Origin of the sequence: Spirulina sp. CCY15215, assembly GCF_016888125.1 — a bacterium.
Classification (GTDB): Bacteria; Cyanobacteriota; Cyanobacteriia; order Cyanobacteriales; family Spirulinaceae; genus CCY15215.
Genome location: NZ_JACSWA010000300.1, coordinates 1 through 15,836 on the forward strand (window position 1 = coordinate 1; position 15,836 = coordinate 15,836).

General features: G+C 43.5%; 14 protein-coding genes and 1 pseudogene. All 15 read right to left on the reverse strand.

Features of this window, described 5'->3' with window-relative positions:
• A partial coding sequence (locus tag JUI58_RS04420) for an Rpn family recombination-promoting nuclease/putative transposase (RefSeq protein WP_204102538.1) occupies positions 1-676 on the reverse strand: 676 nt, incomplete at its 3' end.
• Between the two features lie 101 nt (positions 677-777).
• Complete coding sequence (locus JUI58_RS04425) at positions 778-1,251, reverse strand: hypothetical protein (protein ID WP_204102539.1); 474 nt, start codon at positions 1,249-1,251, stop codon at positions 778-780.
• Between the two features lie 226 nt (positions 1,252-1,477).
• Entirely contained in the window at positions 1,478-2,821 is a 1,344-nt protein-coding gene (locus JUI58_RS04430; protein WP_204102558.1) for a TldD/PmbA family protein, read from the reverse strand.
• A 178-nt stretch (positions 2,822-2,999) separates the two neighbouring features.
• Entirely contained in the window at positions 3,000-4,472 is a 1,473-nt protein-coding gene (locus JUI58_RS04435) for a TldD/PmbA family protein (protein ID WP_204102540.1), read from the reverse strand.
• Between the two features lie 264 nt (positions 4,473-4,736).
• Positions 4,737-5,858 carry an LPS export ABC transporter periplasmic protein LptC gene (gene lptC, locus JUI58_RS04440; protein ID WP_204102541.1) on the reverse strand — a complete coding sequence of 374 codons (1,122 nt, stop codon included), beginning with the start codon at positions 5,856-5,858 and terminating at the stop codon, positions 4,737-4,739.
• An 85-nt stretch (positions 5,859-5,943) separates the two neighbouring features.
• Complete coding sequence (locus JUI58_RS04445; protein ID WP_204102559.1) at positions 5,944-6,567, reverse strand: NYN domain-containing protein; 624 nt, start codon at positions 6,565-6,567, stop codon at positions 5,944-5,946.
• Between the two features lie 120 nt (positions 6,568-6,687).
• Positions 6,688-8,298 (reverse strand): methionine--tRNA ligase, encoded by a 1,611-nt coding sequence (metG, locus tag JUI58_RS04450; protein ID WP_204102542.1) that lies wholly within the window; start codon positions 8,296-8,298, stop codon positions 6,688-6,690.
• A 570-nt stretch (positions 8,299-8,868) separates the two neighbouring features.
• Positions 8,869-9,645, reverse strand: a complete 777-nt coding sequence (locus JUI58_RS04455) for an MBL fold metallo-hydrolase (protein ID WP_204102543.1) — start codon at positions 9,643-9,645, stop codon at positions 8,869-8,871.
• Between the two features lie 19 nt (positions 9,646-9,664).
• Positions 9,665-10,255 (reverse strand): aminodeoxychorismate/anthranilate synthase component II, encoded by a 591-nt coding sequence (locus JUI58_RS04460; RefSeq protein WP_204102544.1) that lies wholly within the window; start codon positions 10,253-10,255, stop codon positions 9,665-9,667.
• A gap of 21 nt (positions 10,256-10,276) precedes the next feature.
• Positions 10,277-10,765 (reverse strand): diacylglycerol kinase family protein, encoded by a 489-nt coding sequence (locus JUI58_RS04465; protein WP_204102545.1) that lies wholly within the window; start codon positions 10,763-10,765, stop codon positions 10,277-10,279.
• A gap of 145 nt (positions 10,766-10,910) precedes the next feature.
• A complete protein-coding gene (ybeY, locus tag JUI58_RS04470) occupies positions 10,911-11,453 on the reverse strand; it encodes an rRNA maturation RNase YbeY (RefSeq protein WP_204102546.1) in 543 nt (180 codons plus the stop codon).
• 45 nt (positions 11,454-11,498) lie between these two features.
• The gene (locus JUI58_RS04475; RefSeq protein WP_204102547.1) at positions 11,499-12,947 is read right to left on the reverse strand and encodes a DnaJ domain-containing protein; all 1,449 of its coding nucleotides are present in this window, start codon (positions 12,945-12,947) and stop codon (positions 11,499-11,501) included.
• A 99-nt stretch (positions 12,948-13,046) separates the two neighbouring features.
• Positions 13,047-13,598, reverse strand: a complete 552-nt coding sequence (locus JUI58_RS27600; protein ID WP_204102560.1) for an NUDIX hydrolase — start codon at positions 13,596-13,598, stop codon at positions 13,047-13,049.
• Between the two features lie 99 nt (positions 13,599-13,697).
• Positions 13,698-14,168, reverse strand: a pseudogene (folK, locus tag JUI58_RS27605) (2-amino-4-hydroxy-6-hydroxymethyldihydropteridine diphosphokinase); the annotation flags it as partial.
• 9 nt (positions 14,169-14,177) lie between these two features.
• Positions 14,178-15,749, reverse strand: coding sequence for a gamma-glutamyltransferase (gene ggt, locus JUI58_RS04490; protein ID WP_204102548.1), 1,572 nt, complete (start codon positions 15,747-15,749; stop codon positions 14,178-14,180).
• Between the last annotated feature and the right edge of the window lie 87 nt (positions 15,750-15,836).

Here is a 15,836-nt window from a genome sequence, read left to right on the forward strand (position 1 = left end):
ACTCGTTTAATTTTAAATAACTGTCCACAAAACCGGAAATCAGTTGCATTCGTGCTGGATCGAGGCGTAATGTTGCTAACAGTCGCAAGCATTCTACTTTGACTCTTGGCCTGTCTTCGGTGGCGATATTCATTTTGGCCATGAGTGCTGATGCGACGGGGTTTTTCCGATCTAGGAAGTCTCGCCAATTGAGACGATTTAACTGAATCACTCGATAGTTAAATTGCAAAACTTTAAAGTCTGGAAAGGCGACTTGATAGCGATTTGTCGCGGCTTTTTTGGGGCGATCGTAGGAAAAGATAACAATGGGGTAAATGGGGAGGTTGAATTTTTCGTGCAAGCGGGAAAAATAGCGAAACATTCGGCGATCGAATCCGGTTTCAAAGGAGGATTGATTCTCGATATGAATCAAAAAGTAGGAGTTTTGTTTGGCAAAACGAACTTGTACAATTAAATCTGTTTCGTATCTTTCTCCCATTGTTACATCGGTAAACACTTCTTTGTCTAAAAAGGTTACTGAGTAGCGATCGAGGTACTCTCGCAATTCGGGGAAAAACAATTCGACGAATTCTATGAAAAAGACTGTTAGTAGTTCTTTAAATAAGCGATCGTGGTCAATAGTTGCTTGTTTTGGCATGAATTCTACAGCTTCTAAGTTTTTAATAAGGATAAGCATGACTAAGAGATATCAAATCTTTTTTACCACGATTTGGGTATTTTTGCAAAACTGAGATGCACTCCTTTAATATGATAGTAGAAGCAGAAAAGAATTGTTCTCTACTCGATCGCAATATTTTCCACAAATAATAATTCTTTACCGCGATCGCGATATTTCATCCCGTAAACTTGCAATTCATAGTTTCCTGGGGCTAAATCTGTTAAAGTACCATCGATTGTATAATTGCAGGAACAGCGACAATAACTGCCAGAATTCCGTTCAACAATCGTAATGATATTATTATTCACTTGGCTTTCTAATTGAATATCGGCACAACAGGCATATCCTAAACTATGTGAAAAGGAAACCACATTTTTTTTCACTTCAACGCGAATATCCCTGGGGGAAAACTCATTTTTTAATTGTTTTTGTCTACACGATCGCAAGAAATCATCTTCACAACCACTGACGGAGAATGTTAATCGTGGCAGTGTTGTGGTTATATCCGATGAGGTTTGACTGCGAACCGCTAACCCAAAACCTGATGCTAATAGCAAAGCGGGTGTTAAAATGGAAAGGAGATATTTATACACGATATTGAATTGTATAAGTATAAGGGTTTGGAGACCAAACCCCTATAAACGACAAATATCTCAAGGGTTTGGAGACCAAACCCCTACTATAAACGACAAACATCTCGATGACCATTTTTATGCCATCGAGATATTTTAAAGGGATGAAGAAGAGATGAAGAATTAAAGAAAAAGAATGAAGAAATGATAAATTTTTCCCTTATCCCTCTTGCCTTTTTCCCTTTTCTTAATTCTCTCCCGTTATCGATAAACCATCAACCCAAATACGAGGACAAACTCCGGATGGTGTTAATTCTGGTTCCTTCTCCACGTAAATGATAGATTTCAAAACTTCGCGGATATCTCCTGCGACGGTTCCTGCGTCAATGCTAACACGATCGCCTTTATTCATCAGCCAACCATCAAAAGGCAGAGAAAAGGAGCCTTGTAGGGAGTTTACCCCCGCATGGAGGGCATTTAACTCATCAATTAAGATCGTGTTTTCTGCTTCCTCCAGCTTATATTCTTGTTCGGGAGATTGTCCTTGAAAAACATGGTAAAAATGGGGACTCACGGTAATTTTTGCCCCTAAATTTGCGTGTCCTGTCGGTGTTGCGTTCATCTGTTTGGCTGTCCCCGCACTATGCAGAAATCCCGTGAGAATTCCTTCAGTAATTAAGGGGATACGACGGGTGGGAGTTCCTTCTCCATCAAAGGTTTCAGCCGCTACATTATCCTTGTGTAGTGCATCATCGCACAGGGAAAGTAAGGGGGAAGCGATCGCCTCTCCTAAAGATTCTGGTGTACAAAGACTTTGTTTGTCTAGGATATTTTGAGCATTAACCATGTTAGAAAATGCCCCTAATAAACTTAAAAAAGCCTCAGCAGAAAAGACAACCCGATATTTCCCTGAAGGGACTTTTTGATAGTTGAGGTGACTGATGGTTTTTTCCGAGGCTTCTTTTACGCAGTCGGCGATCGCCAAAGCCTCCATTCCCTGACTCATGCGGAAACTACCACCACTGCGAGGTTTTTTCTCGGCTTCTTCGGTTTTGGTATAGAGATATACCATTGCGTAAGTGCGCCCTTCCTCTCGTAATGCCCCTTCGCTATTGAGATAAAAGCGATCGATATCCTGCTGGGATAAACTATTGTAGGGAACGCTTTCGATCGCCGGATGAGTCTCCAGTAACTCTTTTTCTGCATTGAGTAACTTGTCAATTAACTCAGAAACAGGAATTTGACTGGTTTTATTATATTGAACCTCGGGCAGAGGATTTGTCGCTTCTGGACTAAAATCAGGGATATTTTCTTTAACCCCAAAAAAACTGGCCTCGCAAGCTGTTTTCAAAGCCAATTTAATGCCGTTGGGATCGACATCGGTAGTGCTAGTTACGCCTACTGTATCATTCTCATTCCAAACTCGAACGATAACACTAGAACGGTTAGAGGCTTTGACTTGCTTGGGTTCACCGCGATCGACTTGTACATTCGTTGAGTCAATTGAAGACCCATAGATATCATACTTTTTAATGCCTAGCGATCGGGCAATATCTCCCGTATAGTTGGCTAATTCTCGAACTTGAATCATATTACTGGAAAGGATGAAGGATATGGTCATTCCAAATAAGGATAAAACGCTATTTTCCGAAAGTCCCCCTTAACAAGGGGGATTTAGGGGGATCGATAATTCTCAGACTTAACTGAAACGACTATAAATGATCGGAGATGAATTATGAGGGATGAGTGATGAGTGATGAATTTTTGAATTATCTTCCACCGACAACGATCGAATCGACTTTAATATGAGGCTGTCCGACGGTGACGTAAATACTACCGCTAACTGAACCACAAAAGCCAGGTGCAAGACTGAGATCGTCAGAACACATAGAAATTTTGTTCATAATTTCCTTGGCTTCCCCAATTAAAATTGCCCCTTTAAGAGGTTTGGTCACTTTTCCTTTTTCGATTAAATAAGCCTCATCAACCCCAAAGTTAAATTCTCCCGTGGGTCCGACACTTCCTCCTCCCATTTTCTTACAATAAATGCCCTTGTCAACGGAGGCAAAAAGCGTATCAACACTATAAGAACCAGAGGCAATGTAAGTATTCCGCATCCGAGAAGCCGCAGCAAAACTGTAATTTTGACGACGACCGCTTCCCGTGCGAGGATGTCCGGTACGCATCGATCCGGCGCGATCGGCGAGGAAGTTTTTCAGGATACCATTTTCAATTAAAAGGGTGCGCTGAGTCGGCATTCCCTCATCATCCATATCCAACGATCCAAAAGCATCTTCCGATCGCCCTTCATCCCACGCAGTTAAATTTTCGTGGGCAATTTTTTCGCCTTTTTTATCAATAAAAGGTGTAGTTTTACGTTCGATCTGCGTTGTTTCTAATAAGTGTCCGCAGGCTTCGTGAAAAATAACTCCACCAAAATGATTTGCCATAATAATCGGATACTCTCCCGATTCAACATAATCCGCATAGAGCATTTTACCTGCCGTTTCTGCCAATTCTTCGGCGGTTTTTTCATAACCCCAATTTCTCAAGAAATCCGGATCGCTGGTATCTCCATCTCGCAAACCGTTTGAAGTGCGATTTTCTCCATCAGCACAGAGTAAATTAGAACCCACGGTTTGAGTTAAGCGAATATCCCGAGCAAATGTACCATCGCTGGCAGCAATCATTACTTCTTGCCAGTCTCGGGAGTACATACTACGACGAGATTGAATGTGAGAGGCTTTCTTCTCCAATTGGTCATTAGCAGCCAGTAAAATATCTCCCATTTCCTGCATTGAACTGCATTCAGGCAGCCATTTTTGCTTATCTTTGGCTGCTGCATAATCCCGGATCATTTCTAGGTAAATTTCGGGAACGTAGGCATTAGGTGAGGGAATATTTAAGCCGAGAATAGATAGTGCCTTTTCGAGTGCAGATTTTAAGCCATTAAAAGACAGATTGTTGGTGCTAACATAACAATCTCCTTTACCATGAAAAACCCGAACGCCAGCCCCCGTTGCTAATCGAGGACTAATGCTAGTAATTGCTGCCTCTTCTGCCAAACAACTAATATAGTTACTTCGTTCTAGAAAAATTTCGATAAAATCTGCCCCGGCGGCCCGTCCGAGTCCGAGAAGTGTTGAGAGGGGAGCTTCCCAGGTAATATCAAAACATTCTGGGGTAGAGACGTATTGGAGGGTGGGTAATTCTTTTGTGAGTAGAAGCGTGCTTGGAGGCATAATAAGTAAGCTGAGTTAAAGGTTAATTAAGTTACAAACCCTTCAATTGCTAGGAATCTTGGCGATCGCCAATTTTGTAAATTGCAGCAAGCTACGGATTGACAAATCTGAGGGACAATTTTCAAGCTAAGACTAGCAAAGTAGCCGATATTGAGCGATTGCTTTCCTCTCAGTCTAGCAAAATCCTATCTCTTTCCAACCCTAAAAAAGAGAGAGTCTTGCAAATTATGAATCAAAACCAAGCAAAAAAGCGCTTTCCTAAAACTAATTGGGAACGAATTGAGTCACAACCCGCTTATTATTGCCTCGAGTCACCGTAACGCGATCGAGATCGATCGCCCCCACGGCTTGAGTTCCCGTCATTTCTAAAGGAGGATTCACCTGTTTGTAAATGATATTCCCTTGCGCGTCAATTCTGCGCTGGTCGATCGCCCAAACCACCTCATTTGCATAAAGATCCGCTTGTCTGCTGGCATTAATTCCTCGCACTCCCCCTTTTAAGCGGGCAACATTTTCCTTGAGATTAATTAACCCTTCATTGGCGTTAATGACTGTATTTTCGGTGTTGTGGACGATGCGGACGGGCTTATTGGCTAAAATCGATCGCCCTTTCATATTCCAAATAATCGCATCAGAGGCCACTTGTACTGGGGGACTGACAGAATTGGAGCGGACATTTCCCTGCAATACTACCACTTGGGTCTCTAAATTCATCTCCGCTTTATCCGCCAGAATGCGATCGGTAATCTTTTTGTTTTCGTCGTAGCGATCGGCTTGCATTTTCGTCTTAGTTGTCAATTTTTTTTCGGGAATTTCCCAAACCGCTTCTTCTGTTCTCATTTGCATGGGGTTTTTCGTGCCAGTGGCGATGACTTTTCCCTTTAACTCTAATCGTTGGGTCAGAGTGAAATAACGCCCCTCATTTGCCGTCACTTCTAATTGTTCGTGAGAACCTGTGAAATTATCTCGGGCAATAATTAAGTTTTCTTTCGTTAGCCATTCCATCTCCTTGCCCCGCACGATCGCCCCATTGCGAAGATCGCGCACAATAATATTATCGTGCAGAATCATCTTCTCCCCATCGTTGACCATTTCCCCGCGATCGGCACTCAACTGCACAATTAGTTCATCATTTTGCAAAACATTTCCCGTAATCGTCTCAAAGCGGGCGCTTTTTCCATCTTCACTGTAGATAACATTTTTGGCATTGACGCGCCAAAGCAGTTCTCCTGTTTCACTGGTGTTTTCAATGGTAGCATCCTCCAAAATCGCTTGCTTTTCCGTAATCGGAGTGGGTTGCGTTTGAGTCGATTCTGGGGGTTTGGGTGGCTGACAGGCGCTCAAAACTAACAACAGCAGCAACGTGCTGGAGGGTATCCAGCGCATTACTCTGCTGCTATTTTTGTTTGCGGTTACTCTCTCGTGCTGATTACCCATTACTGATTACCCATTACCCATTACCGATTACCCATTACCGATTACCAATTTGTTCATCATTCAAAACTTTAATGCCAGGAAAGGCACGATGATGATAGCCATTTGTATTCGGTCGCGGAATTTTTTGGATGTCTTCTTTGATTTGATCCAAGTCAATATAGCGATCGGCAACGTTAATTAAACTATCGCTGGTCATAGATCGCAAACTAATGACTTCTACCCGCGCACCTCGGTAGCTGACGGCATCGACGGCATAAGCTAAGTCTCCGTCACCGCTTACCAATACCGCCGTATCGTAGGCATTAACCAAAGCCATCATGTCCACAGCAATTTCTACATCCAGATTAGCTTTTTTCGAGCCGTCGGGAAGCTGTACTAAATCTTTGGCGATGACGCGATAGCCATTGCGTCGCATCCACAAGAGGAAGCCTTGTTGCTTTTCATTGGTGCGATCGACCCCAGTATAAAAGAAAGCCCGCAACAATCTCGAACCAGCCGTCAAGCGGTAAAGGAGTTTGGTGTAGTCAATTTCCAGTCCTAACTGTAAGGCCGCGTAGAATAAATTCGAGCCGTCAATAAATATTGCTACTCGTCCTCGGTTTTCTAAAACTTGTTCTGGCGTGAAGATCGTATCTTCGCCAAAACTTTCATCTAACATCATTTGCATTCCTTGTTTCTTAAATAAGGGTTTTTAATTTGTTTTTCCCACTCTTGGCGATCGCCGTCAAAATATTAAAAAATAGCTCAATCTAGATTAAAATTTTAGGCGATCGCCCCTTTAGGGGTTAGATTCTTGGCTGGGAAGTTCCAATTTGTTAAAAATCGGATGGGGTTTGTTGAGGGTTTTACCCCCAGCTAAAATGCCCCACTGACTGTGTTCGGCAAACAATTCGGTTTTATTTATAAGGGTTGGGTTGTTAAAGTCAAGTTCAAAACCGAGTTGTTGGTAGATGTCACCGCATAAATTAGGAATAATCGGCGATAGGAGATAAGCACAAAGTCTAACAGATTCTAAGACAGCGTATAAAACCTGTTCTACTTCCTCTTGTTGCTTCTGTTTGTATAGGCTCCAAGGGGCTTGCTCATCAATATACTTATTACAAGCGCGAATTAAATTAAAGATTTCTTCACAAACTCCCGTAAAATTTAAGGATTTATACGCATTAACAACGCGATCGCTTAATTTGACCCCGATGGATTTTAAGGGATGAGTTTCAGAAAAATCAGTAACTTTAACTTCCGGGACTTGACTTTGGCAATATTTTTTCAACATTCCCAAGCTACGGTTGAGCAAGTTCCCGAAGTCGTTGGCTAAATCGGCATTGAGAACATTGACAAAACGAGTTTCGTTAAAGTCCCCATCTTGCCCAAATTCAATTTCTTTGAGGAAATAGTAACGCACGGCATCAGCACCATAGCGATCGAGTAAGGCGATCGGATCGATGGTATTTCCTAGAGTTTTGCCCATTTTTTTGCCATCTTTGGTGAGAAAACCATGACCGAAGACTTTTCCTGGTAAAGTCATTCCGGCTGACATTAACATGGCTGGCCAATAAACAGTGTGAAATCGAAGAATATCTTTACCGATCAGATGAATATTAATCGGCCAATAGTTCTTTAAGGCATTCTCTAAAGTCGGTTCGTCCTCGGGTTCGAGCAGTGCGGTAACATAACCTAAAAGTGCGTCAAACCAAACATAAATAGTATGATTGGGATCGTGAGGAATGGGAAAACCCCACTCGAGATTGACGCGAGAAATAGAAAAATCTTGTAAGCCGCCTTTAACAAAATTCAAGACTTCATTGCGACGACTTTCTGGCTGTATAAACTCCGGTTGTTCGCTATACAGTTTTTCCAACCGTTCTTGGTATTGAGAGAGGCGAAAGAAATAATTATCCTCATCGCGCCACTCCACTTTTTTATTGGTATGGATGGGGCATAAGCCGCCTTCAAGAAGTTCCCGTTCTTCTTTAAATTCTTCGCAAGAGACACAATACCAGCCTTGTTGTTTGGACAGGTAAATGTCCTTGTTGTTCCAGACTCGGCTGAAAAATTCCTTGACGATCGCGTGATGTCGGGTCGCGGTGGTGCGACTAAAGCGATCGTAGTGAATATTAAGTTTATGCCAAAGTGCTGCAAAACTGTCCGCGATCGCGTCGCAGTGTTCTTGGGGTGCAATTCCCTGTTCTTCTGCGGCACGTTGAATCTTCTGTCCGTGTTCGTCAGTTCCCGTAATCATCAGAACGGAATGCCCTTGCAGGCGATGAAAACGCGCGATAACATCCGCCACTATTGTCGTGTAAGCGCTGCCGATATGGGGAGCAGCATTGACATAATAAAGGGGGGTTGTAATCGCAAATTTTACGTTATCCGAGTTGGGCTGATTCATAAATTAAGGGGGACGGGGAAGGCGTTTCTCTGAGATTCACAGCCAAGGTTTGGTTCAATTTGACCCAATTTTGGTGTGAGCGCTCACTGGCTAAAGGGAATAGGGATTGAGGATATTTATCCTTAGATCCAGCATCTTCTTGAATTGATTCTGATTCCACTATAGATATTTTATTTTAGTCGCTTTTTCATCTAAATTAAATTTTGCTCAATCAGAAAACAGTTTCCCCATATCTATGAAATTTAATATTTTCTTTATGTTTACTTTTTTTAGCTCAAAAGCTGTTTTTTTGAGATTTGTAATGATCTGGGCGATCGCTAATTATCGTTAGGTTTTTCCTTGAAAATCCTCGTTTTAAATCAAGAGAATCTAGGAATATTGAAACTTAAACAACAAATTTGTTGCTTTTACTTTATGAAAAAACAGAAATAATTCTTCTCAATTCTTAAGATAAAAAAATGGGAAATCCATGACATTAAATTCCCCATTTTGAACGCTCCCCAACCAAATCAGAGATTATGGTGAGGGATTCTTTCGCCAGAATAACCTCTGAGAAAGTTCGCGATCGCCCTAAAACGGATAACCCATGACACGAATGCTGGGTCCATTTTGGGGAATATTGCTTGGGGAAAGGAAGAAGGTATCCCCTATACGACTGACGGGAAATCCTGCCGCCAAGCCTAAAAATTCATCAACGGGAGCAATATCGCAGGTACTAGGATCGGCGGCTTGGGTGCGATAATGAGTGGGGACGACAATTTTGGGGTTGATGGTTTGGACTGCTTGCAGGGCCTCTCGGGCATTATAGGCTTTCTCGCTGCCTCCTACGGGGACAAATGCCAGATCCGGACGACCCATGAGAATTTTATGCTCTACCTCAATAGGAGCCGCCGCACCGCCGAGATGAAGGATGCTAACGCCCCCTTGAGTCCAACTCCAAGCAACATTTGTACCAAATTGTCGCCCCCCTTTGCGATCGTGGGCGATCGCGATGCCTTGGAATTGTTGTCCTCTAACTTGATAGGAACCCGGCTCGAATAAAATATCGGGAGATCCCGGTATATTTTGGGGCGCACCTTCATCAAAAAGCTGAGAACTGAGTAAAACTATATCTGCTGCTACATTAGGCGATCGATATCCGACGGTACAACCAATATCGAGATCTCGAAAAGGATTCACTAAAATTCGCTTTCCTCCTCCAGAAAAGAGGAAGCAGGTATGCCCCAAATATTTAACGGTAACGCCACCAGATTGCCCTTGGGCGGGATAACCTTGAGAAGTTGCCGCGATCCCCGCCGTACTCAAAAAACCAATGCCCGCATAGCGGATTAACTGTCGCCGTTTCATAAAAATTTTTTGCTTTCGTTTAGTCTAAAGATTGTAGGAAATTTCGCAACAGTTTTTTCCCTGAAGTGGTTAAAACGCTCTCGGGGTGAAATTGAACCCCTTGGATGTGGGGATAGTCGCGATGGCGGAGTCCCATAATTGTGTTATCTTCTGCCCGTGCTGTAATTTCTAGCACTTCGGGTAGAGTTTCGCGATCGACCGCCAAACTGTGATAGCGGGTTGCAATAAAGGGATTATCTAAGCTCTCAAAAATGCCTTGGTTATCGTGGTGAATTTGAGATACTTTCCCGTGCATGAGGATAGGAGCAGAAATGATTTTACCGCCAAAAGCGCGAGCGATGCCCTGATGTCCTAAGCAAACGCCTAAAATGGGGAGAGTGCTGCCTAATTCGCGAATTAAACTGACGGAAATACCTGCATTTTCCGGACGACCGGGACCGGGGGAAATGACGACTCCACTAGGGGCAAGTTCCTGAATGGTTTTTACGTCAATACAGTCGTTGCGATGGACGCGAATATCTTGAGCAACGGGAAATTCTCGTCCCAATTCTCCCAAGTACTGAACTAAATTATAGGTAAAGCTATCGTAATTATCGATGACAAGAATCAATAGAAGTACTCCCGAGGGCGTTTACAGTAAAAGAAGCCGTGCCATTAAGGGGGGAACTAAGATCAGTCCCGCTACGAAAACTGACGCGATCGCCGAAATTAAAACGGCTCCGGCTGCACAGTCTTTGGCAATTTTAGCCAGTTCGTGATAGCTTTTCTGCACGGTTAGATCGACGACGGACTCGATCGCGGTATTTAAAAGTTCTAACACCATTACGAGGGCGCAAGTCAAGCCAATTATGGCCATTTCCAAGGTCGAAATACTGAGGAAGATTCCCAAACTAATGACCGTGGTGGCGATCGCGACGTGAATGCGAAAATTACGCTGGGTGACGAAAGCATAGCGCACTCCCGCCCAAGCATATTTAAAGCTGAGAAACAAGTTGGCGGCCACTTTCCAAGCTAAATCTCGGTTAGGTCGATCGGGATCGGCTGTTGTAAGTAGGGAAAATAGGGAAGATACGGAGGGCGTAACTTCTGCATTGGGGGCAAGTTGTTGCGGATAAGTCATTATAGTTGTTCCAATGGAAACAATAAGGGGACATTAAGGGCGATCGAACAGGATTATAGTCAAGAATGATAAGGTTTGTTAATTTTTTGGCAGTGGGAGAGGCTCTCCCATATCACACCCCAGTTGTAACATCGATCGGGCAAATTTACCGATCGCCATTCACCAAACCGACAATTTGCAACAAAATTCGTTGTTGTGCCAGCATTTTCAAGAGATTTTCTTCGTCGGGATGATCCCAACCCAGGAGATGCAGAAAACCATGAGAAGCCAGCCATGCTAGTTCTATTTGCAAGGAATGACCCTGCGATCGCGCTTGACGAGATGCGGTTTCTACGGAAATAATAATATCGCCTAAATAGAGGGGTTCTGTTTCTAGTTCTGCTATGTTGGGAAAATTGGCTTCTTCTAGGGCTGCAAAGGCAAGAACGTCGGTTGGGTGGTCTTTTTGGCGATAGCTGGCATTGAGGGTTTGTATCTCGCGATCGCCACTCAAGCGCAAACCCACTTCCCAAGTTGCCGCGATCGGCATTTCTACCGCCATTGTCTGACTCCATTCCTGAAACCAAGTCTGCCATGTTAACTCGGAAATAGGAGCCTTTTCTAAGGCAGGATCGGCAAAAAAACAATCTTGGAAAGCGAGGATGAGCGATCGAATTTTGGGGGTTGGGTTTTGGTTTTTTTCCCTCATTGAAGTTTTGTTTTAGCTTATTCCGAAATCTGGTTATTTTGCTGGTTATTTTGCTTCTGATCGCCACCAAATTTTAATAGTGCGATCGGCGCTACAACTGACTAAATTATGTCCTCCTGGACTTAAAGCAACCGACATAATGCGATCGCCATGTTCGCTTAAAGTACAAATTTCTTCCCCTGTTGCAATCTGCCACAGTTTAATTTTCCCATCTCCATCACCACTTAACAATATTTTCCCATCCCGGCTGAAGGAAACAGCACTGACAAAATCGCTATGTCCTGCAAACTCTTGCAAAACTTTTCCTGTCTTTAAGTTCCATAACCGTGCAAGACCATCACTGCCACCACTAGCAAAAGTTTCACCATCGGGACTAAATGCCACCGTTAAGATTTTATAAGTTTCTCGCAGCGATCGCACCAATTGACCGCTACCAAATTGGCGAATTTTGATTGCTTTCTCTAAACTTCCTGTGACTAAAATTTTACCATCGGGACTAATGGCGAGAGAAGTAATGGCATTAGAATAACCGGAAATTTGTCGCAATTCCTTACCTGAATTTAACTTCCACAAGCGTACCGTGCGATCGGCGCTACCACTGGCCAAACGCTTGCGATCGGGGTGAAAAGCAACAGTTAAAACTGTATCGGAATGACCGCCAAACCATCCTCCTAATGTACGAATTAGCTGTCCCGTGTGGGCATTCCAGAGTTTAATTGTTCGATCTTTCCCCCCACTTGCAACCATGCGACTATCGGCAGAAATTGCCACGCAATAAACCGGTTCCCCATGTTGCAAAACTCGTAATTGTTGTCCAGTACTGAGTTGCCAAATTCTAACGGTACCATCATAACTACTACTAGCAAAAATTCTGCCTTGAGGATCTAGGGCGATCGCGCTAACAATATTCGTATGATTTTTCAAGGTTCCCGCACAATTCCAAGGAGTCTTCGTATTTTGCTCAAAAGGATGGCGATCGGGGGTTGAATAGGTTGAAGCCTGTCCCCACTCGCGTTTTAATTCCCCGACTCGAAGCAGATCCGCATTGGCTTTGCGATCTTTTCCCAATATTGAGTAAACAAAACCGCGATATTTATAAGCATCAATATAATCGGGTTGAAAAGAAATCGCTTGGGAAAAATGTTCTAATGCTTCTGTGTAGCGTTCTTGTTTGGCTTTTTTGACTCCTCGGTTGTAATGATATTCTGCTTCTCTGGTTGTTCGATCGCGATCGCGCTGCTCTATTTGGGGAACTTGGGGTGAATGAGCCTTAAGATATTCATAAGCCTCATTAATTTGTTTAATTTTTTCTTCGGCTTGTTGATGGCGTTGCGGTTGGTCGGGAAAGCGATCGGGATGCCATTCCTTCACCAATTTCCGATAAGCCTGTTTCACTTCTTCTGGCGATGCACCGGGTTTGATTTCTAATATTTCATAATATTGATTCATATTCATGTTCAAATAAGGCGATCGCACTGCCAAAATTAGTGCCAAAATGAGGGCAGACTATTAGGATCGACACCTAATTATAAAGGGCGCTCTCGTAACTTCTGTAAATCGGATCGAGTGCGATCGCACTACATTTTATTTATCTTACTCGAGCCAAGGACGCGCGAGGGTAAAACTAGCGATGGTTTTAGCATCAACAGATGCAGTTTCGGTTAAAATCGTTTTTTCTAATTCTTGAGGGGTCATTAACACGACTTCTATATCTTCATCTTCGTCTTGATGAGGGGGATTGTCCAACTTTTCCAAATCTCGCGCTAAAAAGGCGTAAATATACTCATCAGAATAGCCTGGTGCAAGGGGAAATTTACCCAGAGAATTCCATGTTTTAGCGCGATATCCGGTTTCTTCTTCAATTTCCCGTTTAATGGTTTCTGCGGGGTCTTCATGGGGTTCAACGGTTCCGGCGGGAAATTCCAATAAACGTCCGCAGATGGCAAAGCGATATTGTCGCACTAAGACCAGTTTACCCTCGGGAGTGACGGGAACCGCGAGGGAACCCCCAGGGTGGCGAATGCACTCCCAGTCTCCTTCTACATCGTTGGGGAGGCGCAGTCGGTTGACTTCAAAGTTAAATTTGCGTCCTTGGTAGGCGAGGCGCTGTTTCAGGAGTTGAGGGGGTTCTTGACCGGGTAGCATGGGGGTTTTTAATAGAGTTACACCGGAACAGTCTACCTTTTGTCGGAGGTCTTTGACTGTTTTTCCCGTTACGGGATCGACCCAGTGGGGGGCTATTTCGGCGAGGGGAATGAGGACAAAAGCTCGTTCTCTCAAGTGAGGATGGGGAATAGTTAAGGGAGAGGTTTGCAGGATACGATCGCCATAAAAAAGAATATCAAGATCTAGCGATCGCGGACCCCATTTTTCTCGTCGTTTTCGTCCCCAGCGTCGTTCAATTTTTAAGAGAATCCCTAAAAGTTCTGGGGGAGTCCATTCAACTTTGAGAATAGCACAGCCGTTGAGATAATCTGGTTGTGGCGGTCCGATGGGTTGGGTACGATACCATTGGGAATGTTTCTCTAGAGTAATTTTAGGGGTTTGGGAAAGTAGGGCGATCGCGGTGTTTAAGATTTGTTGAGAATTACCGATATTGCTACCAAGGGCGATCGCGCAAAGATGGGAAGAACGAGAAACAGACATTCGTGACAATAAAGAGTAGAAGTGACTTAGGGCGATCGAAACTAGATAATATTCTCCCACATTGTGCATTTCTAGAGTTCAATTCTGCACTGAAACTGCTCCTCCCCGGCGCGGATCTCCTGCTCCTTCTAAGGTGCCATCGGCTGTTTTTCTCACCCCATGAACTCCCCCAAAAAACATATTTTTTTCCCGCCAATTCTGAATACTTGTACCTGGGGGAAGAGCGAGATTTTTTAACGTCTCTTCTCGATAGGGGGGTTCAATACTAAAAAGACCATTCTCCCAATGAATTCTCGGATTATTAATTGCTTCTTCAATGGAGAAATTAAAATCAATTAAATTAGAAATAACTTGTAAAATTGCCGTGCGAATGCGATTCGATCCTCCCGATCCTAGCACGATTTCTGGTTTATCATTTTGGAGAACGAGGGTTGGAGCCATCATCGAAGAAATGCGGCGATCGCACTGCCATTGATGAAACCCCGAAGGATTCAAATCTGCTTCTCCTAACATATTATTCATCATTACTCCCGTCCCCGGAATGACATAAGAAGAACCTTCCCCGTTTGATGTCGTCGCTGTTGCTGCATTACCGTCTTCATCCATGACACTAATATGAGTCGTACTACCCCATTTATTGACAATTCCTTGTAATGTTTGGCAATATTGACTAACATGATCTGCCGAGAGAAACTCATCGGCAATATTCTCTTGATAAATTCTTGCATCGTAGCCATCTTTTCTGGCTTCATTAGTTAAACACATAATCCGAGAGAGAATTTGGAGATGGCGATCGCTACCAAATTCAAGGGCTTGAAAATCTACTGTTTCTAATAGTTTTAACGCAAAAGCAATTAATGCTCCCCCGGAACTTGGAGGCGGATTAGTTAACATTTTTCGCCCGCGATAATCTATTGCTAAAGGCTGTCGATAAATAACTTGATATGCTTGTAAATCTTCTAAAGTTAAATAGCCGCCTTTCTCGCGAGAATCTTGTACGAGTTGGCGGGCAATTTCTCCTTGATAAAATAAATCTTGTCCTTCCTCAACTAAAGCCGTTAAAGTAGCGGCAAAATCCGAACAATATAAAATATCTCCGCACTGAAGTAGGCGATCGCCAGGGGCAAAGATTTTTCGAGATTCTGGTAGCACTTGTAAAATAGGAGCCAAGAGTTCGCTAATACAAAAGCCTTGAAAAGGAGTCACGACAACGCCATTTTTGGCTAAGGCGATCGCCGGTTCAGCAATAACTTTAAAAGGCAATCTTCCTAGTTGCTGATGCACCGCAAACACCCCCGCAATATTCCCAGGCACCGCCATCGATCCCAAACCAATATGAAAGGCTTGCACCGCATCGCCAAAATTAACATCAACTTCATAAAAATCGACTTCCTCCAACGGTCTTTTTTGTCGCGGAGTTTGGCTAAAAAAATCAAATAAAATATTGCAACTATCTTGAGTATGTGCTAAGAGAAATCCTCCACCTCCCGCAGAAGTTAGGGTCGGTTCCACGACAAAAGAAGCTAAAATTGCAGCAACAGTTGCATCAAACGCATTACCCCCCGCGAGAAATATTTCGTTTCCCGCTGCGGCGGTTTTGGGGTGTCCCGCCGCAATAATGCCACGAGTTTTCAGTTTTGTGATCGTCATGGGGAATAATTAATCTAGAATAAGAGATCTGCGTTTCCCTAGAGTAGTCGAGGTCGTCGCCGAGGGATTACAACGAAACGGGAGCAT

Excerpts from the sequence above, each read along its gene's own strand:
- JUI58_RS04430 (WP_204102558.1), bottom strand. The coding sequence starts at position 2,821 with ATGATTCAAGTTCGAGAATTAGCCAACTATACGGGAGATATTGCCCGA.
- JUI58_RS04435 (WP_204102540.1), bottom strand. The coding sequence starts at position 4,472 with ATGCCTCCAAGCACGCTTCTACTCACAAAAGAATTACCCACCCTCCAA.
- lptC (WP_204102541.1), bottom strand. The coding sequence starts at position 5,858 with ATGCGCTGGATACCCTCCAGCACGTTGCTGCTGTTGTTAGTTTTGAGC.
- JUI58_RS04445 (WP_204102559.1), bottom strand. The coding sequence starts at position 6,567 with ATGTTAGATGAAAGTTTTGGCGAAGATACGATCTTCACGCCAGAACAA.
- metG (WP_204102542.1), bottom strand. The coding sequence starts at position 8,298 with ATGAATCAGCCCAACTCGGATAACGTAAAATTTGCGATTACAACCCCC.
- JUI58_RS04455 (WP_204102543.1), bottom strand. The coding sequence starts at position 9,645 with ATGAAACGGCGACAGTTAATCCGCTATGCGGGCATTGGTTTTTTGAGT.
- JUI58_RS04465 (WP_204102545.1), bottom strand. The coding sequence starts at position 10,765 with ATGACTTATCCGCAACAACTTGCCCCCAATGCAGAAGTTACGCCCTCC.
- ybeY (WP_204102546.1), bottom strand. The coding sequence starts at position 11,453 with ATGAGGGAAAAAAACCAAAACCCAACCCCCAAAATTCGATCGCTCATC.
- JUI58_RS27600 (WP_204102560.1), bottom strand. The coding sequence starts at position 13,598 with ATGCTACCCGGTCAAGAACCCCCTCAACTCCTGAAACAGCGCCTCGCC.
- ggt (WP_204102548.1), bottom strand. The coding sequence starts at position 15,749 with ATGACGATCACAAAACTGAAAACTCGTGGCATTATTGCGGCGGGACAC.